Here is a 23,823-nt window from a genome sequence, read left to right as displayed (position 1 = left end):
ATGAATGTAGTATCATTTTTCGCTGGAGCTGGCGGATTGGATTTAGGATTTGAAAAAGCAGGATTCAATGTTGTTTGGGCAAACGAATATGACAAAGACATTTGGGAAACTTACGAGAAGAACCACAAAAACACAACTCTAGATAGAAGAAGTATTGTAGATATAAAATCTAACGAAGTTCCAGAATGTGATGGAATTATTGGGGGTCCACCTTGCCAGAGTTGGAGTGAGGCCGGTTCCTTGCGTGGAATAAATGACAAAAGAGGACAATTGTTTTATGACTTTATTCGCATATTAGAGTCGAAACAACCAAAGTTCTTTCTTGCAGAAAATGTTAGTGGAATGTTATTGGAAAGACATAGCGAGGCTTTAAAAAACATCAAAGAGATGTTTAAAAATGCGGGTTATAAATTATCCTTCAAATTATTAAACGCATCAGATTTTGATGTTCCACAAGACAGAAAAAGAGTCTTTTTTGTCGGTATAAGAGAAGACCTCGATTTTGAATTTGAATTTCCCCAATCATTAAAACAGAAAGTTACACTCGAACAAAAAATAGCAGCATAATGGAAACAATAAGTTTTAATGGAAAAGAATTTCCTTCAGTAATAATAAATATGCCTTTTGGCGAAAGAACAATCAGTACAGTTCAATTAAATGAAAGTTTATTGAATCTTGAAGGAAGTTATGTTTCTGAAGAAGCTAGATTAATTGATGAAAATATATTTTATTTTGTTGAAGAAAATGTATTATGCTTTCAAGAAAATGAAATAGTGAATAAAATTCTTTCTGAAATATGATTCGATACCAATTCTTTCCTCGTTCACACGGAATTACAGAAGACGTCAAAGCTGTAATTAATTGTTTCAAGACAGTTGATACGGATATAAGTTCAGACAATCTTAAATTGAACAGTAATGCAGTTCTTGAAAAATTAAGACCACATCTTGAAGCAATTGATTATTTTTTAGAAACTGGAAAATCTAAAAATGATAAAATTCACGTTCCTGTTCTCTTTGGATATGATAATGAAATAGATAAAAGTTTTAATGCTGATGCTTTAAGTAAGGATGGAAAGATTGTAATTGAAGTTGAAGCTGGAAGAGCTGTTGATAATAATCAGTTCCTTAAAGATATCTTTCAAGCCTGTATGATGTTTGAAGTTGAATATTTAGTGATTGCTGTAAGAAATGATTATCGTGGTTCTGATGATTTCAAAAAGATTTATACTTTTTTAGAAACACTTTATATATCAAGTAGATTACATCTTCCATTAAAAGGAATTTTATTAGTAGGTTACTAATGCGTTAGGGATAGAAGTGGAAAGCCCACAGCGAGGTACGAGCGAGGACTCGTAGCGGATAGCCCGACCCTTGTGGTAACGCCCAAAAAAACTATTAATGGTAAAGCTTTCGAGTATGCTTTAGTCTTTGAATTTCACGAACGTTTAAAAACATTCACTAGCGTTTCTATTACAAAAAACGAACCTTATAATACAGATAAAGGCTTTTTTGATAGTTTCAGCGAATCTGAACAAGAAACTTTTAGAATAACAGCAAGTGCCTCAATTAATTTCCTCATTGACATTGAACCTAGATTGTCAAATGGAATTAGCGAAGATGATATTTTAGTCTTGGAATTAGTAAGCGACCAAGCTGGACAAACTGGAGATGTATGAGACGTTTTAATGATTCGCTCATTACAAAAATGGGAGATTGGAATTTCTGCAAAAAATAATCATAGAGCAGTTAAACATTCAAGATTATCTAACAAAATCAACTTTGGAGAAAAGTGGTTAGGAGTTTCTTGTTCGGATAACTATTTTAAAGAAATCAATCCAATATTTGATATGCTCGCCGATTTGAGAGCTAAAGATAAATCAACGAAATGGACTTCAATCGATAATATGCACCAAGTTGTGTATTTACCAATTTTGGATGCTTTTAGAAAAGAACTACTTCGTTTGGACAAAGAAAATCCAAGTATTGTTGCAGAAAATTTAGTTCAATATTTGATTGGCAATCAAGATTTTTACAAAGTAATTAAAGGCAAAAAGAAAGTTGAGATTCAGGCATATAATTTATACGGAACTTTGAATTTACCTTTCGAGAAGATAAAACCAAAAGCGAAGATTCCTAAACTAAAATTACCGACAAGATTAATCGAAATTGTTTACCAAGAAAATTCGACAACAACATTATTGGTTTCATTAAACGAAGGTTGGCAAATATCTTTTAGAATTCATAACGCAAGTTCGAGGGTTGAGCCTTCTTTGAAGTTTGATATTAATTTAGTGAGTGCACCACATACTTTGTTTACAAATCACATATTTGTGAACGAATAAGCCAACACTAAAAGCCATACACATTTACAATTCACTTCAGCCAAAATACAAGCCAAAAATTGGAAAAGAGAATGTCTTGCCAACGCTAGCAAGTTTGCGTAAAGAAAAGCCAGCATCTAAAAATGTATAAAAAACACAGGGCGTTTGTGTTAAACTTAAAGGGCTGTGTGTATTTGGAAAGTCCGTTAAATGTAAAATTTGGCATTTACGAGAAAAATAAAAGCAAAATATTTACATTTAGCTAAGAGATAAACCGAAACGAAAGTGCTATTTAACTGCCATACGTTTCTTATGCAAACACGCTGTGCTTAATACTGAATAAAAACGAAATGACATTAGAAGACTTAGGATATAACCCAGATTTGGAGAAATTCCGAAAAAGTCAGCAACTCGAAAATTTTCAGGTTGGCAGAGTCATTTCCGAACACAAAGAAAGATATGGTGTTAGAACGACCGATAAAGAATACGACGCTGAAATTATTGGAAATTTAAGATTTTCAGCACACCAACGTGCCGACTTTCCTGCTGTGGGAGACTGGGTAGCGATTTCGGAATACGATCAAGACAAAGCATTAATACATAAGGTATTCCCAAGAAAAACAATCATTGAAAGGCAAGCGGTTGGAAAACTAGGGGAAAAACAAATCATCGCCTCAAATATTGACTATGCGTTCATAGTGCAGGCAGTTGATCGAGATTTTAATATCAATCGAATAGAAAGATACCTAACCATTTGTAACACATCGAATGTTAAACCTATCATCTTACTTAATAAAATTGACTTGATAGATAACGTTAAACTATCTAACTTAATCCGTCAAGTTAAAGAACGAATTCAAAAGATACCTGTCATAGCCATAAGTAACGAAACTAAAAATGGTATTGCAGCACTAAAAAACAAAATGGAAAAAGGAAAAACCTATTGTTTATTGGGTTCTTCTGGTGTTGGAAAATCGACGTTATTGAATACTCTTTCTGGCAAGGAAATAATGCAGACAAATGCCATAAGTACAAGCACAAAAAAAGGCAGACATATTACGAGCCACAGAGAATTGATCATCTTGGACAATGGAGCAATTCTAATTGATAATCCTGGAATGCGGGAAATTGGTATTACCGATGCTACAGCTGGAATTGAAAAGACATTTAAGCGAATTCTTGATCTCTCGAAAAGTTGCAAATTCAAAGATTGTACTCACACAACAGAAACGGGTTGTGCCATTTTGCAAGCTGTAGAACAAGGAGAGATTGACACGGATTCTTATGAAAACTACCAGAAAATGGAACGCGAAAAAGAACATTTCGAATCGACTGTAGCAGAAAAACGAAAAAAGGACAAGGATTTTGGAAAATTAATTAAACATTATAAAAAATCTAAAAAGCACTAAGCACAACATCGACTATAATTCAAAGTGCTATATATCTTATCTTCAAACTTAGAACCAAACATACGAGCATACGAGCCGAACACGTTAACGGTCATTGGGAACATAAAACAACTGAAATGAGCGAAATTGAAACATACTTTCTACAGTTTCCCGATGGTGTTCAGGAAATTATGAAAAACATAAGAAAGTTGATAAAAGATGTAGCACCCAATGCAGATGAACACTTTGCTTATGGTATGCCTGCTTACAAGTTGAACAAAAAACCGTTGGTTTATTTTGCAGCATTCAAAAATCATATTGGTTTTTACGCAACACCTTCTGGACATAGTGAGTTTAAAAACGAACTTTCAACGTATAAACAAGGAAAAGGCTCAGTTCAATTTCCACTAGACCAACCGATACCCTACAAACTTATTGAAAGAATTGTAAGGTTCAGAGTAACTGAAAACAACGAAAAAACTGTAAAAAAATAGAAAATTTAAACTAATGGAAAACAATTCTGTTACACTACATAGGGTTTTGACTGCTTCGCCCGAAAAAGTTTTCAAAGCCTTTTCTGACCCCAATGCGTATGCAAGCTGGATACCACCCTACGGATTTATTTGCACAGTACAACAAATGGAATTTAAAGAAGGTGGCAATTTTAAAATGACTTTCACCAATTTTTCGACCGGCAATGGACACTCTTTTGGCGGAAAATATCTAAAAATCGAACCAAACAAATTCATACAAAACACAGACAAATTTGACGACCCCAATCTTGAAGGTGAGATGATTACAAGTATATGGTTCTCAGAAGTTTCTTGCGGTACTGAAATCAAAATAGTGCAAGAGGGTATTCCGCCGCAAATACCAACAGAAATGTGTTATTTAGGATGGCAAGAGAGTTTGGATAAGTTAAAGCGGTTGGTGGAACCAAATATTCCAGACGCCTAAAACATAAATAGTACAAAATGGCACAAATAAACCCTTACTTACATTTTAACGGAAATGCAGAAGAAGCTTTTAAGTTTTACAAATCTGTTTTTGGCGGAGAATTCGCAATGATTTCACGTTTCAAAGATATGAAATTGGCAAAGCACCCAATCTCTGAAAAGGAAGCAAATAAAATAATGCATATTGCATTACCAATTGGCAAAAACAGTGTTTTAATGGGGAGCGACACACCAGAATTTATGGGTAAACATAACGAAAATGAAAATAGAAGTAAAATCTCTATTAGTGCAGAAAGCAAAGAAGAAGCTGACCATTTGTTTAATGGTCTTTCAGCTGGCGGACAAATAGAAATGCCAATTACGGACAGCCTTTGGGGTTCATATTTTGGAATGTTTAGAGACAAATTCGGATTTGAATGGATGGTGGACTTTGACCCAAAATACAATGGACAACCATAATGAGTACAGCTACTGCCAACATTGGCAACTGTTGCACAAGCCGTTCATTTTTGGAAAACCCAAGTCATTTTAACCGCTTTAAGGCTGTTTTCCTTTTTTTTCACCCAATTGTAATTGGTCTAAAAACCGGTGTCGTTAAAATGCATCTGAAGGTAATATTGAAGATAGTCTACCTTTTAAATCGCGAATTTTAAATAAACCAAGTATGAAGTATAAAATAGTCCCCAACTTTATTTCAGTAATCTTAGTTGTTCTTATTGGGGTGGCATTATTTAAACAAATCGACTTTCAAAATATGACCGTGGAAAAACCCTTTTTAGCCTTAGTATACCTCATCGGCTTTCTAATTTCTATCGGATTCATGATTAAGAAAACAACCATCAAATGAAAACAATAGTTACTTACTTAGCAATCGTATTTCTAGTTCTTACATCATGCAAAGAAAATAGGCCGTCAAAAGTAGAACGCGAGGGTGAACCTAACGTCTACAATGTAGAAAATGACGACGCCAAAATGAACGAAGCCATTGAAAGGGCCAATAATTCGATTCAAGAATTTACAACTGCGCTTGAAAGCGATAATCCCAATTTAAATTTTTTCGCCCTTAAACAAAAATTTGAAACTAACGATGGTGGTAGCGAACATATTTGGGTACAAGACATTCAGTTGATTGACTCCGATTTTATAGGTATTGTCGGTAACGAACCGGTGTATACCAATGCTATAGCATTAGGGGATACCATTACCGTCGACCGCGACAAAATTAGCGATTGGATGTATTATGAAAATAATTTGATTGTAGGCGGATATACGATTCGAGTGCTACGCGATGGCTTAACAGAGGAAGAAAAAGCACAATTTGACGCTGAAAATGGCCTTCTTTTTAAGTAAACCGATAGCTGCTTGCTAGATTACATTTGTAGATAACGGCATTCAAAAATACCTCAAAATAAACCCAGACCTAGTATATTTAAAACACTGGTATTTAGAAATTTACTTTACCTTGTAGGTGACAATCTAACGAAAACAACACTACAATGGAAACCGTAAAAAAAACCTCAAAAGGCGTACTATATACTTCGTATATTCTACAAGGCATCGTTGTATTACTATTCTTAATGGGAGCAGCAAACAATCTTTTACAAACCGAAATGGCCGTTGAAGGTGCCGTGGAATTTGGCTACCCTGAAAATGCCGTGATGTACCTAGGTATCATTTTATTGGTCTCCACTATTTTGTACGCTATTCCTAAAACTACTTTTATTGGCGGACTTCTAATAACCGCTTGGCTTGGTGGTGCAGTTGCAACGCACGTAATTCATAACGACCCTTTTACCAGTTCACTATTCCCCATAATTTTCGGGATACTCGTATGGGGTAGCATTTGGTTGAGAAGTGAGAAATTGCGCCCATTGTGTTAATATAAAGGTAAGATTTAGGTGTTTAGACCCAATGTATTTGAATACTATGAGAAGTATCATAATTTGATCCCGTAGTTCTTCTTACCCTTGTAAAAACATTTGTATGAACACGGCTTCTTTTAGTGAAAACCTAGATTTTAACGACAATAAAGTAACTATAAAAGTGCTTTTAGAAACTTCCTTCTCTAAAGAAATACGCATTCTATTTAAAAAAGGACAAGTGATGAAAGAGCACAAAGCACCCTTTCCTATTATTGTACATATCTTAGCGGGTGAAATCGCATTTGGCGTCGAAGGCAACGTACACGAGTTAAAACAAGGAGCGATACTTACCCTTGCGGGGAATATTCCGCATGATCTAACTGCCACCACAGCTAGTATTGTTCGGTTAACGCTTTCAAAACAAGATACCGCCGACCGTGTAAAAGACGTTGTAGAAATATCATAAAAGAATACTATGAACGATATCACCAATAGAGAAGATGTAGGCGTATTGGTACATACATTTTACGATAAAATACGAGAAAACGAAATGCTAGGCCCTATTTTTAATGGCCACATTACCGATGCACAATGGCCAGCCCACCTAAGTAAACTCACCGATTTTTGGGAATCTAACCTTTTTGGTGTCCGTACGTTTAGAGGGAGCCCTTCTGCGAAACATGTGAATGTCGACAAAAACCTTAACCATACCATATCGCAAAACCATTTTGCACAATGGTTACAATTATGGTTTGAAACGATTGATGAATTATACGAAGGCGAATTAGCCACTAGAGCAAAAGATATGGCCCGCAGAATGTCTACAGGGCAGTATATTCATATTTGGCAAAACCGCCCCGAGGAATATAGAAAGTAATAGTTGGCTGTTTCCAGTTGGCTGTTTCAGTATTCAGTGAATTAATAGTCGTTTTTCGCCAAAGGCAAAAAGAAAGAATGACTTGCAAAAGGCAAATGACGTGCTGTGTATAGGAAAAGCTTTCAACCAAAATTCATTATCTTAGTAATCGGCGCTTACCAAAACTGATATAATAAATCCCCCTATTTTCTTTACTTATGGATTATCTAGCACCTACCTATTTCTTTGATTACGAAACATTAGAAATTCAAAACCTAGTGACCAATATTAAATTAGACTCCATTTCAGAACAAGAAAAAGCCATACAGCTTTATTTAAAAGTCCGCGATTCATGGCGGTATAACCCTTACACCTTAAGTTTTACAAAAGAAAATTACAGGGCAAGTGAAATTGCCAAACGACCTAACGGGCATTGTATTGATAAATCGATTGTATTGATTGCCTGCCTACGCGCAGTTGGCATACCTGCTAGAATTCACTTAGCCAAAGTTAAAAACCATATTGGTGTAGAACGGTTAATAGAAAAATTCGGCTCTAGCGAACTTACCCCTCACGGTATGGTCGATGCATTTATCAATAACAAATGGCTTAAACTTTCTCCCACGTTCAACACCTCTTTATGTATTATGCTCAACGTAGCCCCTTTAGATTTCGATGGCAAAAACGATGCTGTGCTACAGGAATTTAATAAAGAAGGAAATTTATTTATGGAATATCTTGAGGATTATGGCCATTTTGAAGATGTGCCCGTTGAATTTATGGTTAAAAATGCACGTGAACATTACCCGCATATTTTTGATGCAAATCCTACCCAAACGGAATTTGAATTGTAGGTTTTGACACCCCTACATTGCTAAAAAAATTATAATCTATACAACGGAAATCTCAAATTTCGTAACTTGAGAATCGACAACTTAAAAAAACACTTTACATGGAACGCATTACCAATCCAGATTCTGGTAGTCATCGTAGAATAGGCAATAACTATAGTATCAACGAAAAAGAAATTGAGCAGTTTCATGAGCTCGGTTACATTGTATTGAACGATGTATTGACTGAAGAAGAGATGGAGTTTCTAGATCCGTGGTTCGACCATTTTGTTTTAGGCAAAGAAGCAGAACACATGAAGAAAGATTTCTGTGATATGTCGCAACCATACGGCACACCTATGGAAGATTTTCAATTGGTAAATGCCATGTTGCCCAGTACCTACCGCAAAGAATTAGAAAATAACATCTACCATAAAATTACCCAACATATAGCAGACCAATTATATCTAAGTGGAAAATCGACAATGGATTATGAGCAATTTTTAGCGAAAAAACCAAGTAAAAAAGGTGCTGAATTTGCCATGCACCAAGATTTAGGATACTGGCCTAAAACGGAAAACACATGGACAGCCACATTTTCTTTAGCACTTACAGATTCTGACCTAATAAACGGTTGTCTACAAGTTTTACCAGGTACCAACAAAGAGCCAGAATTGCGTAAGCATTTTCCAAAATCATATAGCAGTGATAAAAAGGACGGCGGAGTGTCGCGAGATGAAAGTCACACCTTGGTCATTGAAGAGCGACAAGATGATAAAATTGTATACCTACCCGTAAAGAGAGGAAGTATAACTGTGCATGATGAACGTATTGTACACGGCTCTGCAGGGAATGAATCTAAGGAATGGCGCAAAACGTATATTGCCGCCTATAGAGATGTCGAAACCATTGCAAAAGAACGTGCCATTGGCTTTACGCATTCACATAACGATGTAGTGAATTGGGATAATATTATCATTTAGGAATTTACTTTTTCTGTATTTTCGGCAAAAATTAAAAAGCTACATTCCTTGAAAAAATACACTTTGTTTTTATCTTTCTTTTGCGCTACGTTGTTCCTCTTCGGCCAAGAACCGATGGAATGGAATCCCAATTATGAGCTACAACTTAGCGACTACCAATCTCCAGAATCAGAGATTAATTCTTCACTTACCTCCTTTTCTATCTATTCGGGCTCTAAAATCGATTTCAGCTTTAATATGAACTCGGTGTCTTTTATGTTTACCAAAAATTTCAATAGCAAGGTTAAAGCCATTTTTCAAAAAAATCTAGCGGTTTTAATTGCTCCAGATTCGGTAACAGCAAATCAGCTATTACAATTTGGCAGGTATGATTTTGATTTGGTAGAGCTGTATGCCAGAAAAATACGAAAAAAGATTTATGAGGAGAAAGGTGCTTTTAGCGACTCCAAATTATTTCAGCCTATTTTCAACGAACTACAAGAGGAAATGAATACCGTTAGTGCACAAGTTTTTAAGGCCACCAATTTGGGTAAAGATGCCGAGATGCTGCAGAAAGAACACAATAAGGTAAAACAAGAGATAAATACGTTATCTGATTTTTGTCAGAATTGTAAACCTAAAAAATTAAAAGACTAAGAACTAGTCGTAAACTTCTATTGAATTAAGCCATTTTAGGTTTATTAGCCTTAGTAATGAAATTCAATTCCTTTTTAATTTTAGAATCTTTTGATTTGTACAAACGTGCTACTTCAGTTTTTGCTTCAAGGTTTAACTCGAAAGTTGTTTCAGTAACGATAGTCATTTCAAAAGTTTCAACTTTTACATCGGTATCAGCAGTTTGTGCTTGAGCAGTGATTCCTAAGAAGATGATAAAGATGATTGTTATTATTGTTTTCATGACTTGCGTTTGTTACACTTAAAGAACGCATCAGACCTTCTTTTACTAGGTTGTAAACCGTTCAAAAACGCTTTTTACTCGTTACATTGCACGAACCTAGATTAAGTGCAAAATCTTGTCGATAAACGACATAACACCTAAAAACAACTCAGCGACAAAAGGTGTCGTTAATCGATATAGACAACAAGCATACTTGTCATAACAGACCTTTTTAAAGATTATATGAGTAAAACAATTGGCTATTTGAATGAGTGTACGGCATATCCAAATTCCATTTCAGCTAGCAAAATCAACACTTCGGTTTTTTACATTTCAATGATGTACTATAAACTTACATCTTGAAATAAAAATTAACCAACAGACCATGGAGAACACTATAAAAATATTCATATACATACACGCCTTTTTTGGAGGATTAGGCCTTATTACAGGAATAGGAAGTATCGTAGTACGAAAGGGAAATCTAAACCACAAACGCTTTGGCAAATGGTTTTCCTGGTCTATGATCATCAGTTCGGCCATATCTTTGGTAGTAGCAAGAATGCCCAATCATATTAACAACTTTTTATTTTTAATCGGCATTTTCACCATCTACATGGTACTGGCAGGAAATAGAGCGCTCACTTTTAAATCGGCAAAAAAGACCGAAGCCAATGTACTAGATAAATTAGTGTCGGGCATTATGGCCGCAAGCGCATTATTGATGATGGGTTTTGGCATCAACGGACTCGTTCATGGTCATTCTCATAGCATACTGTTCCTTTTCTTCGGATGGATCGGTATGTTTTTACCTTATGGTGATTATAAGCTATTCAAGCATACTTTAAAACACAGAAAACTGTGGCTAATTAATCACCTTAGTAGAATGCTTGGTGCCTTAATTGCATCTATTACAGCATTCATAGTTGCCGGAATGAAATACGATACCCTTTGGGCATGGATGCTTCCGTCGGTAATCGGAACCGTCTACATTATCTATTGGATTAAAAAAATAAAAGGGAATTTGAAGCCTAAAAAAGCGTAATACGCCTATACTTATTCTTTAAGGTTTAAATTCTCTGCGAAGTAATCACAGAAATCTTTCATGGTGGCCGTCATTTTTTCGTCTTGTGTGGCCTTCAAAAAAGTATCGGATAAAGAAACCAATGTTTGATGGAAAAAAGTTTTCATTTCATCTACAGGCATATCCTTCGTCCACAGGTCAATCTTCAAAGATTCTTGATTCTTACTGTCCCATACAGATAAAAGCATAGCTTTTGCCTCCTGATTTTCTATACCACCGTCTTGAGCAGACCAGTTCAATGATTCAGGAATTCTATTATCATCCAATCCTACACGTAAGGTAATTTCTGAAGTATGTAAATCTGCCATTTAATTTCTCGGTTTGTAATTTGATTTCTTAAATATTTCTTCCTCAGGCATGGTCAATAATTGTTTTAGGTTCACAGAATTGTTTTCCATAAACGCCTTAACAATTTGCCAACCAACATATCGCCCAAGTCTTCCTGGTGATTCATTATCAAGCTCTAATCCGAATTTAGAAAACGGAGCAGGTTCTAAAAATCGTTGGTTCAATTTATTATCGGTACTATACAAGTATTCGTTTTCAATGAAATTTCGCCACATCGGCTCTTCATTTGCAATTGCCCAAGTTAAATCTTCTTCAGAATAGCCTATTCTTTTGCGCTCTTCCACATTAGGCATTAGCATATCTTTTAGGTATAATTCTTTTCCAAAATATATCATTCGGGCAAGAAAAGTTCGGTCTCTTGGTCGTGGCACTACCTGTTTGGCAAAAGCACTGGCAACATCACTTACCATATAACCTCGATCTAAAGATTGGGCTATATAACGCTGAAAACCCCCATAATACTTATGCTCAGGACCTAAGTAATTGTCAAGACTCACAAACAAAATACTATCAATCAATATAATTCTGTTATTGTAATCGACATCATTCGTTACGGTAATAATCTTTGGAACCGTATACTCCGGAAAATAGTATTTGATATGCTTAAATAGTTGCTCCAAACCTTCTTGCTCATCTTCAAAACTCTTAAATGCATTACCTACTTCTTGAAAAAGCTCTACCTGAAGTGAATCTTCCATTTTGGCAATCCAGACACTATCTGGTGCTGGAAATAGGTATGGGTACGTTTTGCGTAATGCCGGTAAACCTTCTTCACCTGCCGATGCAAACTCGCGATCAAATCTTGCTATTTTCAGGTCTATCGGTACAGCCTCTATTTCTTGCGCTACCTTATCACTATCATTACAGCTAAAAAGAATGAAAAAAACTGATAATAATATAAAAATAGGTTTGACCCTAGCAAGTATTTTACAATACATTTTATTATTCACGGTGTTCAACTTATTTTTAAGGCAAAGTTAATTGATTTTAATAAATAATTGGAACCGTATGCAGACTGAAAAGGTAATTGACCACATAGTACAATGGTTAAAGGATTATGCTACGAATGCAAAACAAAAAGGTTTTGTCATAGGTGTATCTGGAGGAATCGACTCTGCAGTCACTTCGACACTTTGTGCTAAAACAGGTTTAGACCTGTTATGTTTGGAAATGCCGATACACCAAGCAGCAAACCAATCTGACAGGGCATCAAGACATATTGAATGGTTGCAGAAAAATTTCAAGAACGTTAGTAGACGTGAAGTAAACCTTACTCCTGTATTCGATAGTCTTGTTGATGCATTTCCAACTGTTGAAAATGAAGAAGAGCGTTTTATGTCTTTAGCCAATACGCGCGCAAGACTTCGCATGACTAGCTTATATTATTTTGCTGCATTAGAGCGCTATTTAGTCGCAGGAACAGGAAATAAAGTAGAGGATTTTGGGGTAGGTTTCTACACAAAATATGGCGATGGTGGTGTTGATTTAAGTCCGATTGCCGATTTAATGAAGACCGAAGTATATAACATTGCCAAAGTTTTAGGCATTAATGAAGAAATTATTAAAGCTGCACCTACTGACGGACTATGGGGTGATGACAGAACTGATGAAGACCAAATCGGCGCCTCTTACCCTGAACTAGAATGGGCTATGAGCATGAAAGATGAAGGTAAGACAATCAATGATTTTGAGGGTAGAAAACAGGAGGTCTTTGCTATTTTCATGAGATTGAATACTTTGAACAAACATAAAATGTTACCAATACCCGTTTGTGAGATTCCAAAACACCTAAAATAACAACTCATCTAAGAATTAAGTAATTAAGTCGAATAAAAAGCGTTAAATTATTAGTTAACACCAAAATAGTGAATATTTGACTTCTAATTTAGAATTTTATGCCTTACATTGCGTGTTGTCTTTTCATACAACCGTAGTTGCATAAAATCTTTAAAAATTATTTAATGATCAAAGTTTTAATAGCGGACAACCACCCTATAATAAGAATGGGAGTTAGGACAGTTCTAGAAGCCGCTGAGGGTTTTGAATTGATTGATGAGGTGGCAACTACCGAAGAGCTTTTCGAAAAACTTAAAGACACAACCCCCGATGTTGTCATGCTAGAAATGGATATTCCTGAAATAAATGGAATCGCAGCATTACGAAAAATTAAAAAAAATTACGCTGACGTTAAAGTACTAATGTATAGTGGTCAGTCTGAAGATGTTTATGCTCTTAGCGCAATTAGAGCGGGTGCATTCGGTTATTTATCAAAATCATCTGGTATAGAATATATTACCGCAGCAGTAACGAAAGTAAGCGAAGGTAGCATGTTCATCACCAATGAATTGGCACAACGTCTCGCTTTTGATGAAGGCACTAAAAAACCTAGAAGGTTCTTTAGAAAACTTTCTACTAGAGAAATAGAAGTATTAAAACTTTTAGCTAGTGGTAAACGAAATAAAGAAGTTGCTTTAGGCTTAAACCTAAACGAAAAAACAGTTAGCACCTATAAAGCACGTTTAATGAAAAAATTAAATGTTGATAATATGGTGGATTTATTGCAGCAGGCAAAAGCACTTGAATTGTACTAAATTCTTACAACGGTCATAAAACAAAAAAAAGATCCACTTATGGTGGGTCTTTTTTTTTTGTTTATTTAGTTTTTATATTACGACAATACTCTATTTAGTTTCTGATTTAGAAGCTTGTTCAATTGAATATAGTTCATAATCTCTTCTAGAGCTTCACGATTATCTTCATTCGACTGTTCAGTTGTTTTCTGCAACGCGCCCATTCGTTTTTTAATAAGATAACAGCGTAACGTCAAAATAGTTTCACTTACCAACTGGGCTACACCAATTTCCTTTTTCTTTGGATAAATCTCTTTGCTCTCCCAATTATCCAATTTATAGCGCTCCTCTTCCATTAGAATAGAAGATATCTGATTTGCCATATCTTGATCAAGGCCATTTACAAAAGTAGTAATCGAAAATTCTTCTTCTTCATTCAATGCCTCGATGAGCTTGGTATACATTTTTCGAAAATCTTCATTTGCCAACTCAATTTCATCTTCTTGAAGGTCTAAATAAATTTTTTCGTACACCTTTATTTCCATTGATTCAGGTTCTAATATTAAATCACCCGACTCATTTTCTTTTAGCACCAAATCTTCAAATTCTTCTTTGAGGGTTCCATAAAGCATAAGCGACTCTATAATCTTTCGCTCTAATACATATTGAACATCTACCTTCTCACGCTTTTCTTCATTACGAACAACATCAAAAACTTTCTGCTCTTCTTTTTGTTGCTTTTGAACATCTGCGGTCTCTTTCTTACCTATTTGTGCCAAAGTATTGAACAGAACAGCTTCAGAGATATTCATGATCTGGGCACACTCTTGTATGTAGATTTCCTTTTGAATACGATCAGGAATTTTAGCAATACTATATACAATATCTCGTACTGTATCTGCACGCTTTATAGGGTCGTTATTTGCTTCCTTTACTAATAGCGATGCCTTAAACTGAATAAAATCTTTTGAATTCCCTTCTAAATACGCAGTAACTTCATCGAGTTCATTGTTCTTGGCAAAACTATCTGGATCTTCTCCTTCAGGAAATGTACAGACACGAACGTTCATACCTTGTTCTAAAATCAAATCGATTCCTCGTAATGAAGCTCTTAATCCTGCTGCATCACCATCGAACAATACCGTTATGTTTTTGGTCAATCTATTGATTAGCCGTATTTGCTCTGATGTTAAAGCCGTACCACTTGATGATACCACATTATGAATTCCTCTTTGTGCAAACTGAATAACATCGGTATACCCTTCTACCAAAAAGCAATTGTCTTCTTTTGCTATAGCCTGCTTTGCATAATAAATACCATATAAAACCTTACTCTTGTGGTAGATATCACTTTCGGGCGAATTGAGGTACTTAGCTGCCTTTTTATCATTCGTTAATATGCGACCACCAAAACCTAACACCCGGCCGCTCATGGAATGAATAGGAAACATTACTCTACCCTTAAAACGGTCGAACTTTTTAGAACTATTCGAATTGTTAGGATCCTCCTTAACAATGGTTAATCCGGTTTTTTCTAAATAATTTAGCCTATATCCTTTGTCCAAAGCAGCAGTAGTAAAACCATCCCACTGATCTAAACAGTATCCTAATTCAAATTTTTTGATGGTTTCATCCGTAAAACCACGCTCCTTAAAATAACTTAGACCTATCGCTTTTCCTAACTCTGACTCCCAAAGCATTTGTTTAAAATGTGTTTGGGCAAACTCTGATACCAAATACATGCTTTCGCGTTCATTGGCCTGTACTTTATCCTCGTTAGACTGCTCTGTCTCCTCTACTTCTATATTGTATTTTTTAGCAAGGTATTTTATAGCCTCAGGATAGGTAAAGTGTTCATGCTCCATTAAAAAGGCTACTACATTACCACCTTTTCCACTACTAAAATCTTTCCAAATCTGCTTTACTGGCGAAACCATAAAACTAGGAGATCGTTCATCTGTAAACGGACTCAGCCCTTTAAAGTTGGAGCCCGATTTCTTTAATTGAACAAAATCACCGATTACCTCCTCTAAGCGGGCAGTTTCATAAACTTGATCTATGGTGCTTTTTGAAATCATAAAGAGCTTTCTAAAATAGCGTTTAGCGAAATCTTTTATGCTTAAATTAGAACATCAAAAGTACTAATTATGATTCTATTCTTCGGTACAAGACCAGGTAAACCGGAAACCATAAAGCTTTTAAATGCTACTTGCCCCTACTGCCAACTAATGGGCACATTAAACGCTGTTACCCAAAAGAACTATTTTCATTTATTTTGGATCAAACTCTTTAAAATTTATAGCAACACCACTGTTGAATGTAGCCATTGTAAACGTGGATATTATGAAAGTGAGTTTACCGATGAGATAAGTCGTGAACTATCCAGAATAAAAAAATAGCTGTAGTAACCGATTTTCAAAACGGCACCACAGCTAAATTGATTGATGAATATATTTAACTTAAAGGTCGAAACGCAATCCTAAAGAGACATTCCGCTGACCCACAGCTGCATTTTTAAAAATAGGGTTCAAATCGTACTTTACATATAATAGAACTCCGTCAACACCAGCATAGGCGCTTAAACCATAAACTAAATCATTAGTATTGTACCCACGTTTTAATTCATCCTTGACGTTATCTCCATTACGATCATATTTTAATTTTTGGCGGGTACCCATATTAAAACCAGCATAGCCACCTAATCCTAATCTAAACTGATTTCGTAACGAATAGCGCATGGTTTCTTCAGTAGTTTTCAACTTTGATGGTCCGAATTCAAAATGTATTGGAAATACTAAATTATCGATACGGAATTTTGATTTGCTTAAATCATATTCAAATTCTTGTAGTTCGGTCTGTCCATTGTCAAGTGCAACAAAATATTGATTATCCTTAGGTTTTAATCCATTAAATTGGAATGAAAATCCATAATTCAATCTCACAAAATTTGAATTTTTAAATAGTCGCGTACGCCATTGCCATCCCATTTCAAAAAATCGACTTCCCCCTATTTTATAGGGTGAATCATTAAGAGATTGCCCCTCTACAATGGCATTATTTAACCCTACTGCCATTACAAAATCTGAATAGGTTCTTCGATCATAGCGTATCTCACTTTTCCAATTTTTAGATTTGAATATAATCGCCGGCTTACCATTAATATCAACGCCTAAACGAATACCTTTTCCAGTAATCGTATCCAACTCCATTAAAACTAACATTTTACCCTGATTACGCTCTAACAAATTAATTTGATTGTCAACAATTGCTATTCTATTCTCAATATTTAATGCTCTTTTTTCCGCAGCCTTTTGCTTAAGTACATTAGCCTCATCTTCTTTTACACTTCCATCTTTAAGTCGCTCATTAATATTTTCAACTTCATACTTCAAAGCTTCCTTTTCTTGTTGGTTTATTTTAGCTTTTTGCTCCTTTAAAATTTCAATTTTCTTCTCATACTCCTCTTGGGCAGTCAAATTCTGCACCATAAAAAGCGTAACCAACCCTACTAAATACATTGTAATTGTTCTCATTTCGATTTTGATTTATGACACCTTGTTTAACCTCAGCATCAGTTGATGAATAAAACTCCAGTCCCTGTCCCCATTGTAATTTATGGTGATGAAGGATAAAACGATTTATACTTGATTAATTATTACGGTCGGCGACAGCTGTTCGCACTTTAATGAAACTAGCCTTTAATGAATTAAATATTTGGTTTCGGAACGATTGATCAAGTTCATCCTCAACCTCTGTCAATAAAGCCATTGCATCGACAGACTTATCTGTTTTAAAAATTTTATCACGTAAGATTTCTTGTTGCGCCCTTTTCAATAATGAATCTACTTCTGCATCAGTAACAGTACTATATTGTTCTAAGACATCAAGTTGAGCAATGATACCCGCCACTTTTGTATTTATAATATCATCAGAAATTTCTAATTCATCACCTTTCTTTTCAAGCACTATGCGCTCTACAGAAGCAACTTCAATCTCATCTTCAACAGTTATGATTTCTTTATTTTTTATTGACTCTTGCTTCTTAGCTACACCACTATTAATTTTCTCAACATCATTTTTTACTACTGCTTCTTGTTCTTTCTCTAAAAATGGTACAGACTCCGTCTTTATCTTCCCTTCTAATGCTTCTTTATTATCGGTGTCAACAACTTCGAACTGAATCTCATTTACATCATCGCTACCGTTGAAGTAGAATAGTGCAATACCTATTAAAACCATAACACTGGCCGCAATACCCATCCATAAATACACAGATTTCTTTTTTGAGGTATCTGAATTTAATTCAGATGAAATTTTTTCCCAAGCATTCTCTGACGGTTGAATTTCTCGATCCTTAAACTGGGACTTTATATGTTTTTCAAATTTATCGGTTTCCATACCCTATACTATTTTGTTGCCTTAATTGATCTTGTAACAATCTTCGGGCCTTTAATAATTGTGTTTTTGAAGTACTTTCTGAGATAGAAAGCATTTCTGCTATTTCTTGATGCTTATACCCTTCTACGGTATACAAAACAAAAACCATTTTATACCCTTGCGGTAACGCATCTATCAGTTGCTGTATATGTTCAGTATCTAAATCGGTACTTTGAGAGATTTCTTCTGATTGGTTTTTTTCGTAAACCTCATCGTCATACACTACAAATTGTTGCTTTCTTAAATAAGAGATACTTTCTCGAATCATAATTCTTCTTAACCAGCCTTCAAAGCTACCCTCGAACTTAAATGTTTCAAGTTTAGTGAACATTTTCAAAAAGCCTTGAACCATTACATCTTCGGCGAAATGAACATCTTTGATGTATTGTCTACAGACACCCAACATTTTTGGAGCATGCTTTTTATACAAACGCTCTTGAGCATCTCGGTTACCTGAGATTACCCTTTTAATGAGTTGCCTTTCGTTTTTATAAAATGGAATTATTTTCAAAATAATGGTTTGGTCTTCTATTATAGTAGACGCAGAAGTAGTTATAATAGTTGCCTGAAGGTGAATAAATTTTAAAATTTATTTTCAAACCCCTGTATTACAGGTGATTAAAAAATGATGCTTTTTAAATTAGAATTACTTTTTACGATCTACTACGTAATTCACCATTAATTCTAAAGCAGCTTTATAGTCAGATTCTGGATATGTACTTAACAGCTCAAGTGCCTTATCTCTGTATTCGAGCATTTTACTAACCGCATAATCTAATCCACCCTTTTCCTTAACAAAGGAAATTACTTCTTTTACCCGTTGTTTATCTTTGTTGTGATTTTTAATGGAATTGATAACCCAACTTTTCTCCTTTTTTGAACAATGGTTAAGGGCATAAATTAAAGGCAATGTCATTTTCTGTTCCTTAATATCTATACCGGTGGGCTTGCCAATCTTCTGTGCACCATAGTCGAAAAGATCATCTTTGATTTGAAAGGCCATTCCGCAAAGCTCTCCGAATTTTCGAAAAGTTTCCACATCAACACTTTCCGGTTTTACCGAACAAGCACCTAGCGAACAACAGGCAGCAATAAGTGTAGCTGTTTTTTGGCGGATGATTTCGTAGTAGACGTCTTCGGTAATATCGAGTCTTCTTGCTTTTTCTATCTGAAGCAACTCACCCTCACTCATTTCACGTACGGCTACCGATATAATTTTTAACAAATCAAAATCTTCATTATCGATCGATAATAATAGACCTTTAGATAGTAGAAAATCGCCCACTAAAACGGCAATCTTATTTTTCCAAAGTGCATTTATAGAGAAGAAACCCCTGCGTTTGTTACTTTCATCAACAACATCGTCATGAACTAAAGTAGCGGTGTGGATTAACTCAATTACTGAAGCTCCTCGATACGTTCGTTCATTAACCTCGCCATTATTCAATAATTTGGCGGTGAGAAATACGAACATGGGGCGCATTTGCTTCCCTTTCCTGTTTACAATATAATGGGTAATTCTATTAAGTAACGCAACCTTAGATGACATTGAATCCCTAAACTTGGACTCAAACAACTCCATTTCCTGATAGACAGGTTCCTTTATTTGTGATACTATTTTCAGGTGTTCTTTCTTAGAATCTCAAAATTAGCGAAAAGCACGCATTTAACAGTACTTAGCAGACAGTTATCGTTTATTGGTCGATTACTTCGGCTACCCTCAAAAAAGGATTTAATTATAATTAAGAAAAATATAATTTTGCAAAAAGCAATTGTAACTGCTTGCTCCTATTTAAGATTTATTCGCCAACTGACCGCATGCAGCATCGATATCCTTACCACGAGAACGGCGGACAGTGACTACGATATTATTTTTTTCTAAGGTACTTACATAACGGTCTATCGCAGCATTTGACGCTTGCTTAAACTCACCATCATCTATTGGGTTATACTCTATCAAATTTACCTTAGAAGGCGCAAATCTGCAGAAAGCAACCAAAGCGTCTACATCTTTTTGATCATCGTTGATTCCTTCCCAAACAACATACTCATAGGTAATTCTACTTTTGGTCTTTTCATACCAGTACTGCAATGATTCTCGTAAATCACTTAAAGTAAACTTGGCATTAAATGGCATAATTGAGGTACGTATTTCATCTATTGCAGAGTGAAGTGAAACAGCCAGCTTAAACTTAACTTCATCATCGGCCATTTTCTTAATCAACTTGGGCACACCTGATGTTGATACCGTAATACGTTTTGGGGACATGCCTAAACCATCTGGAGAAGTTATCTTCTCTATCGCCTTTAAAACATTGTTATAGTTCATTAAAGGTTCTCCCATACCCATAAATACAATGTTGCTTAACGGTCTTTCAAAATAAAGTCGGCTTTCATTGTCAATAGCTACAACCTGATCGTAGATTTCATCAGGATTCAGATTCCGCATTCTTTTTAACCTAGAAGTAGCGCAGAATCTACAATCTAAACTACAACCCACTTGACTAGATACACAAGCAGTTGTTCGCGATTTAGTAGGTATCAATACAGATTCTACAATTAAATCGTCATGCAATCGCACTGCATTCTTTATTGTGCCATCAGAACTACGTTGCATTAAATCTACCTTAATGTGGTTGATAACAAAATTAGCTTCTAGCATCTCCCTAGTTTCTTTAGATAGGTTTGTCATCACATCAAAAGAATAAGCTGCCTTTTGCCAAAGCCACTCATAAACCTGGTTTCCGCGAAATGCCTTATCACCATTGGAAACGAAAAAATCCCTAAGCTGCTCCCGCGTTAGTGCCCGGATATCTTTTTTCTTTATCTGTTCCATAGTTTTAAAGATAGGTATTATAATAAATCCCGCTTTCTAATTAGTTAGATAAAGCGGGATTTGATATTAGTTCCTTAAGTTTAAGGAATGACTCGTACTTATATAATTAACATGGCATCACCATAAGAATAGAACTTATAGTTTTCCAAGATAGCTTCTTTGTACGCTTTGCTCATTAAATCATGACCCATAAATGCAGATACCATCATCAATAAGGTTGATTTAGGCAAATGAAAATTAGTTATCATGGCATTTGCAAGGCTAAAATCATACGGAGGGAAAATGAATTTATTCGTCCAACCTTCAAAGGTATTCAGTGTTTGTTTGGAAGAAACTGCACTTTCTAAACCACGCATTGCAGTGGTACCTACAGCACAAATACGACGTTTTTTCAACTTCGCATTGTTTACGATTTGTGTAGCTTTCTCATCAATAACTAATTCTTCACTGTCCATTTTATGCTTAGAAAGATCTTCAACTTCTACCGGATTAAAAGTACCAAGACCAACATGCAATGTTAATTCCGCAAAGTCTATACCCTTAATTTCTAATCTCTTTAATAAGTGTTTGGAAAAGTGTAACCCCGCAGTTGGGGCGGCAACCGCACCTTCATGCTTAGCATAAATAGTTTGGTAACGTGATTCATCTTCCGCTTCAACTTCTCTTTTGATATATTTAGGTAACGGCGTTTCACCCAATTCCCTAAGTTTTCTTCTAAAATCTACATACGCACCATCATATAAAAAACGTAAAGTTCTTCCCCTAGATGTTGTGTTATCAATAACTTCAGCAACAAGAGTTTCATCATCACCAAAATACAGTTTATTACCAATACGTATTTTACGTGCTGGATCCACAAGAACATCCCATAACCGTTGCTCTTCATTTAATTCACGCAAAAGAAAGACTTCGATTCGTGCACCAGTCTTTTCTTTGTTACCATATAAACGCGCAGGGAATACTTTTGTATTGTTCAAAACCATGACATCGCCTTCATCAAAATAATCGATCATATCTTTGAACATCTTATGCTCAATCTTTCCAGTATCTCTATGGATAACCATTAATTTGGACTCATCCCTATTTTCTGAAGGATGTTCGGCCAATAATTCCTTAGGAAGCTCAAAACTAAAGTTTGATAATTTCATGTAGCTAATATTTTAGTGTAGCAAATTTCGGCTGCAAAGATACAATGTGCAGATAGGCCTTGTCAAGTAAAACACTAATTATAATTCTTTTATGGTAAAATGCAGCTGTTTAAGGTCGTTCCAAAAATCTGGATATGACTTTGAAACCACCTCTGCATCATTTACAAAAAGAGTTGTTCGCATTGCCAACGGAGCGAACGCCATAGCCATTCTATGGTCATTATACGTATCGATCGCTACATCTGCTTTTATTGTCTTGGTCGGCAAAAGTGTTAGCGTTTTATCGGTTACTGAAATAGTTGCTCCCAACTTAGAAAGTTCGGTATCTAACGCCTCTAAACGGTCGGTCTCTTTAATTTTTAAGGTGTGCAATCCTATTAAATGACAACCTACTTCTAAACCAAAACAAGTAACGGCAATTGTTTGGGCTATATCTGGTGCATTTGCTAAATCGAACTCGTTTTCAGTGGCAACTTGTTTAGCTGTCTTCTTTAAAGTGATTTTATTTTCCCCGTAAGTGGTTTCAACCCCAAAAGAATTATAAATTTCGGCTAGCACACTATCACCTTGTAAGCTTTCTTTTTTATATGCGGACAACGTTATTTCGGTACCCGGGTCTGAAAGTGCACATATACTATAAAAATAAGAAGCAGAACTCCAATCAGATTCTACAACAAGTTTTGTAGGCGCTACATTTGTTTTTCGAGACACCTTGATCAGATTACCTTCAAAAGAAGTTGTTACACCAATTTCCTCGAGTAACCCTAATGTCATTTTAATATAAGGTACAGAAGTAATTTTACCGACCAATTCTAATTCCAAACCATTTTCTAAACTTGGGGCAATCAATAATAATGATGAAATATATTGACTACTAACATTTGCAGGAAGACTTACTTTATCCTTTACAATTCGTTGTCCTTTAATTTTTATAGGCGGATACCCTTCATCTTGTACATAAGAGATATCTGCACCTAACGATTTTAAAGCATCGACTAAAATCTTTATGGGTCTTTCGGTCATTCTTTTTGACCCTGTAAGAATTACTTCTTTCCCTTTTTGTGAAGCAAAATATCCAGTTAAAAAACGCATAGCAGTTCCTGCATGATGAATATCTACGGTTCCCTCTGTAATTTTCAACCCTTGCTCCATTACCTGGGCATCATCTGAATTGGATAAATTTTCTATACTAATAGTTGGATACAAAGCAGCCAATAGCAGACTACGGTTAGATTCACTTTTAGAACCCGTTATCGTAATAGTTTCGTTTAAATGTTTATCTGATGGACCTGTAAGGTGAAGTTTCAAAGCGTATAAAATTTAAA

General features: G+C 35.4%; 30 protein-coding genes and 1 pseudogene. 20 read left to right on the top strand and 11 right to left on the bottom strand.

Features of this window, described 5'->3' with window-relative positions:
- The 16 genes and pseudogenes from AACZ49_RS07835 to AACZ49_RS07760 all read left to right on the top strand — a co-directional run bounded on the left by AACZ49_RS07835 (nt 1) and on the right by AACZ49_RS07760 (nt 9,834).
- Nucleotides 1–567, top strand: a complete 567-nt coding sequence (locus AACZ49_RS07835) for a DNA cytosine methyltransferase (RefSeq protein WP_339653198.1) — start codon at nt 1–3, stop codon at nt 565–567.
- Nucleotides 567–800: a hypothetical protein gene (locus AACZ49_RS07830; protein ID WP_339653197.1), complete on the top strand. Its 234-nt coding sequence runs from the start codon at nt 567–569 to the stop codon at nt 798–800. The genes AACZ49_RS07835 and AACZ49_RS07830 overlap by 1 nt, the downstream gene beginning before the upstream one ends.
- Nucleotides 797–1,303 (top strand): Hachiman antiphage defense system protein HamA, encoded by a 507-nt coding sequence (locus tag AACZ49_RS07825; RefSeq protein ID WP_339653195.1) that lies wholly within the window; start codon nt 797–799, stop codon nt 1,301–1,303. Before AACZ49_RS07830 ends, AACZ49_RS07825 begins: the two co-directional genes overlap by 4 nt.
- Before the next feature lie 72 nt (nt 1,304–1,375).
- A pseudogene (locus AACZ49_RS07820) lies at nt 1,376–2,344 on the top strand (HaeIII family restriction endonuclease).
- A gap of 329 nt (nt 2,345–2,673) precedes the next feature.
- Entirely contained in the window at nt 2,674–3,732 is a 1,059-nt protein-coding gene (rsgA, locus tag AACZ49_RS07815) for a ribosome small subunit-dependent GTPase A (RefSeq protein ID WP_339653194.1), read from the top strand.
- Between the two features lie 116 nt (nt 3,733–3,848).
- Nucleotides 3,849–4,205, top strand: a complete 357-nt coding sequence (locus tag AACZ49_RS07810) for a DUF1801 domain-containing protein (RefSeq protein ID WP_339653192.1) — start codon at nt 3,849–3,851, stop codon at nt 4,203–4,205.
- Between the two features lie 13 nt (nt 4,206–4,218).
- The gene (locus AACZ49_RS07805; RefSeq protein ID WP_339653190.1) at nt 4,219–4,668 is read left to right on the top strand and encodes an SRPBCC family protein; all 450 of its coding nucleotides are present in this window, start codon (nt 4,219–4,221) and stop codon (nt 4,666–4,668) included.
- 17 nt (nt 4,669–4,685) lie between these two features.
- Nucleotides 4,686–5,126 carry a VOC family protein gene (locus AACZ49_RS07800; protein ID WP_339653189.1) on the top strand — a complete coding sequence of 147 codons (441 nt, stop codon included), beginning with the start codon at nt 4,686–4,688 and terminating at the stop codon, nt 5,124–5,126.
- A 205-nt stretch (nt 5,127–5,331) separates the two neighbouring features.
- A complete protein-coding gene (locus AACZ49_RS07795) occupies nt 5,332–5,514 on the top strand; it encodes a hypothetical protein (RefSeq protein WP_339653187.1) in 183 nt (60 codons plus the stop codon).
- Nucleotides 5,511–6,017: a DUF2314 domain-containing protein gene (locus AACZ49_RS07790; RefSeq protein WP_339653186.1), complete on the top strand. Its 507-nt coding sequence runs from the start codon at nt 5,511–5,513 to the stop codon at nt 6,015–6,017. The genes AACZ49_RS07795 and AACZ49_RS07790 overlap by 4 nt, the downstream gene beginning before the upstream one ends.
- A 146-nt stretch (nt 6,018–6,163) precedes the next feature.
- Nucleotides 6,164–6,547, top strand: coding sequence for a DoxX family protein (locus AACZ49_RS07785; protein ID WP_339653185.1), 384 nt, complete (start codon nt 6,164–6,166; stop codon nt 6,545–6,547).
- Nucleotides 6,548–6,650: 103 nt separating this feature from the next.
- Nucleotides 6,651–6,995: a cupin domain-containing protein gene (locus AACZ49_RS07780; RefSeq protein ID WP_339653183.1), complete on the top strand. Its 345-nt coding sequence runs from the start codon at nt 6,651–6,653 to the stop codon at nt 6,993–6,995.
- Between the two features lie 9 nt (nt 6,996–7,004).
- On the top strand, nt 7,005–7,406 hold the full coding sequence (locus AACZ49_RS07775) for a group III truncated hemoglobin (protein ID WP_339653181.1): 402 nt from the start codon (nt 7,005–7,007) through the stop codon (nt 7,404–7,406).
- A gap of 197 nt (nt 7,407–7,603) precedes the next feature.
- Nucleotides 7,604–8,239, top strand: a complete 636-nt coding sequence (locus AACZ49_RS07770) for a transglutaminase family protein (RefSeq protein ID WP_339653179.1) — start codon at nt 7,604–7,606, stop codon at nt 8,237–8,239.
- Nucleotides 8,240–8,337: 98 nt separating this feature from the next.
- The gene (locus tag AACZ49_RS07765; RefSeq protein ID WP_339653177.1) at nt 8,338–9,198 is read left to right on the top strand and encodes a phytanoyl-CoA dioxygenase family protein; all 861 of its coding nucleotides are present in this window, start codon (nt 8,338–8,340) and stop codon (nt 9,196–9,198) included.
- A 48-nt stretch (nt 9,199–9,246) separates the two neighbouring features.
- A complete protein-coding gene (locus AACZ49_RS07760; RefSeq protein WP_339653176.1) occupies nt 9,247–9,834 on the top strand; it encodes a hypothetical protein in 588 nt (195 codons plus the stop codon).
- Nucleotides 9,835–9,859: 25 nt separating this feature from the next.
- Here AACZ49_RS07760 and AACZ49_RS07755 read toward each other — a convergent pair whose 3' ends face one another.
- Nucleotides 9,860–10,096, bottom strand: a complete 237-nt coding sequence (locus AACZ49_RS07755; protein ID WP_339653175.1) for a hypothetical protein — start codon at nt 10,094–10,096, stop codon at nt 9,860–9,862.
- A 364-nt stretch (nt 10,097–10,460) separates the two neighbouring features.
- Between AACZ49_RS07755 and AACZ49_RS07750 the strand changes: the two genes are divergently transcribed.
- Nucleotides 10,461–11,120: a hypothetical protein gene (locus AACZ49_RS07750; RefSeq protein ID WP_339653174.1), complete on the top strand. Its 660-nt coding sequence runs from the start codon at nt 10,461–10,463 to the stop codon at nt 11,118–11,120.
- Nucleotides 11,121–11,131: 11 nt separating this feature from the next.
- Here the strand turns inward: AACZ49_RS07750 and gldC are convergent, their stop codons facing one another.
- On the bottom strand, nt 11,132–11,467 hold the full coding sequence (gene gldC, locus AACZ49_RS07745; protein ID WP_339653172.1) for a gliding motility protein GldC: 336 nt from the start codon (nt 11,465–11,467) through the stop codon (nt 11,132–11,134).
- Nucleotides 11,468–12,445, bottom strand: coding sequence for a gliding motility lipoprotein GldB (gene gldB / locus AACZ49_RS07740; protein ID WP_339653170.1), 978 nt, complete (start codon nt 12,443–12,445; stop codon nt 11,468–11,470). It lies immediately after the preceding gene.
- A gap of 70 nt (nt 12,446–12,515) precedes the next feature.
- On the opposite strand from gldB, the gene nadE reads away from it, so the two are divergent.
- Both nadE and AACZ49_RS07730 read left to right on the top strand, forming a co-directional pair.
- Nucleotides 12,516–13,304: an NAD(+) synthase gene (gene nadE, locus AACZ49_RS07735; protein WP_339653168.1), complete on the top strand. Its 789-nt coding sequence runs from the start codon at nt 12,516–12,518 to the stop codon at nt 13,302–13,304.
- Nucleotides 13,305–13,468: 164 nt separating this feature from the next.
- A complete protein-coding gene (locus AACZ49_RS07730; RefSeq protein ID WP_339653166.1) occupies nt 13,469–14,098 on the top strand; it encodes a response regulator transcription factor in 630 nt (209 codons plus the stop codon).
- 77 nt (nt 14,099–14,175) lie between these two features.
- Here AACZ49_RS07730 and dnaG read toward each other — a convergent pair whose 3' ends face one another.
- Nucleotides 14,176–16,155 carry a DNA primase gene (gene dnaG, locus AACZ49_RS07725; RefSeq protein ID WP_339653164.1) on the bottom strand — a complete coding sequence of 660 codons (1,980 nt, stop codon included), beginning with the start codon at nt 16,153–16,155 and terminating at the stop codon, nt 14,176–14,178.
- A gap of 69 nt (nt 16,156–16,224) precedes the next feature.
- Between dnaG and AACZ49_RS07720 the strand changes: the two genes are divergently transcribed.
- Nucleotides 16,225–16,476 carry a zinc-ribbon domain-containing protein gene (locus AACZ49_RS07720; protein ID WP_339653162.1) on the top strand — a complete coding sequence of 84 codons (252 nt, stop codon included), beginning with the start codon at nt 16,225–16,227 and terminating at the stop codon, nt 16,474–16,476.
- A 60-nt stretch (nt 16,477–16,536) separates the two neighbouring features.
- Here the strand turns inward: AACZ49_RS07720 and AACZ49_RS07715 are convergent, their stop codons facing one another.
- The 7 genes from AACZ49_RS07715 to AACZ49_RS07685 form a co-directional block, all read right to left on the bottom strand.
- Nucleotides 16,537–17,610 (bottom strand): hypothetical protein, encoded by a 1,074-nt coding sequence (locus tag AACZ49_RS07715; protein WP_339653160.1) that lies wholly within the window; start codon nt 17,608–17,610, stop codon nt 16,537–16,539.
- A gap of 115 nt (nt 17,611–17,725) precedes the next feature.
- A complete protein-coding gene (locus AACZ49_RS07710) occupies nt 17,726–18,475 on the bottom strand; it encodes a hypothetical protein (RefSeq protein WP_339653158.1) in 750 nt (249 codons plus the stop codon).
- The gene (locus tag AACZ49_RS07705; protein WP_339653156.1) at nt 18,462–19,025 is read right to left on the bottom strand and encodes an RNA polymerase sigma factor; all 564 of its coding nucleotides are present in this window, start codon (nt 19,023–19,025) and stop codon (nt 18,462–18,464) included. Before AACZ49_RS07705 ends, AACZ49_RS07710 begins: the two co-directional genes overlap by 14 nt.
- Nucleotides 19,026–19,160: 135 nt before the next feature.
- The gene (locus tag AACZ49_RS07700; protein WP_339653481.1) at nt 19,161–20,138 is read right to left on the bottom strand and encodes a polyprenyl synthetase family protein; all 978 of its coding nucleotides are present in this window, start codon (nt 20,136–20,138) and stop codon (nt 19,161–19,163) included.
- A 168-nt stretch (nt 20,139–20,306) separates the two neighbouring features.
- Nucleotides 20,307–21,350, bottom strand: coding sequence for a 23S rRNA (adenine(2503)-C(2))-methyltransferase RlmN (gene rlmN, locus AACZ49_RS07695; protein ID WP_339653154.1), 1,044 nt, complete (start codon nt 21,348–21,350; stop codon nt 20,307–20,309).
- Nucleotides 21,351–21,448: 98 nt separating this feature from the next.
- Nucleotides 21,449–22,498, bottom strand: a complete 1,050-nt coding sequence (gene queA, locus AACZ49_RS07690) for a tRNA preQ1(34) S-adenosylmethionine ribosyltransferase-isomerase QueA (protein ID WP_339653152.1) — start codon at nt 22,496–22,498, stop codon at nt 21,449–21,451.
- A 78-nt stretch (nt 22,499–22,576) separates the two neighbouring features.
- Nucleotides 22,577–23,806, bottom strand: coding sequence for a 3-phosphoshikimate 1-carboxyvinyltransferase (locus tag AACZ49_RS07685; protein ID WP_339653150.1), 1,230 nt, complete (start codon nt 23,804–23,806; stop codon nt 22,577–22,579).
- Nucleotides 23,807–23,823: the final 17 nt, after the last annotated feature.

It is taken from the genome of uncultured Maribacter sp. (assembly GCF_963975365.1).
Lineage (GTDB): Bacteria > Bacteroidota > Bacteroidia > Flavobacteriales > Flavobacteriaceae > Maribacter.
Note: the sequence above shows the minus strand (reverse complement) of the source record. Positions and strands in the feature narration are given on the sequence as shown.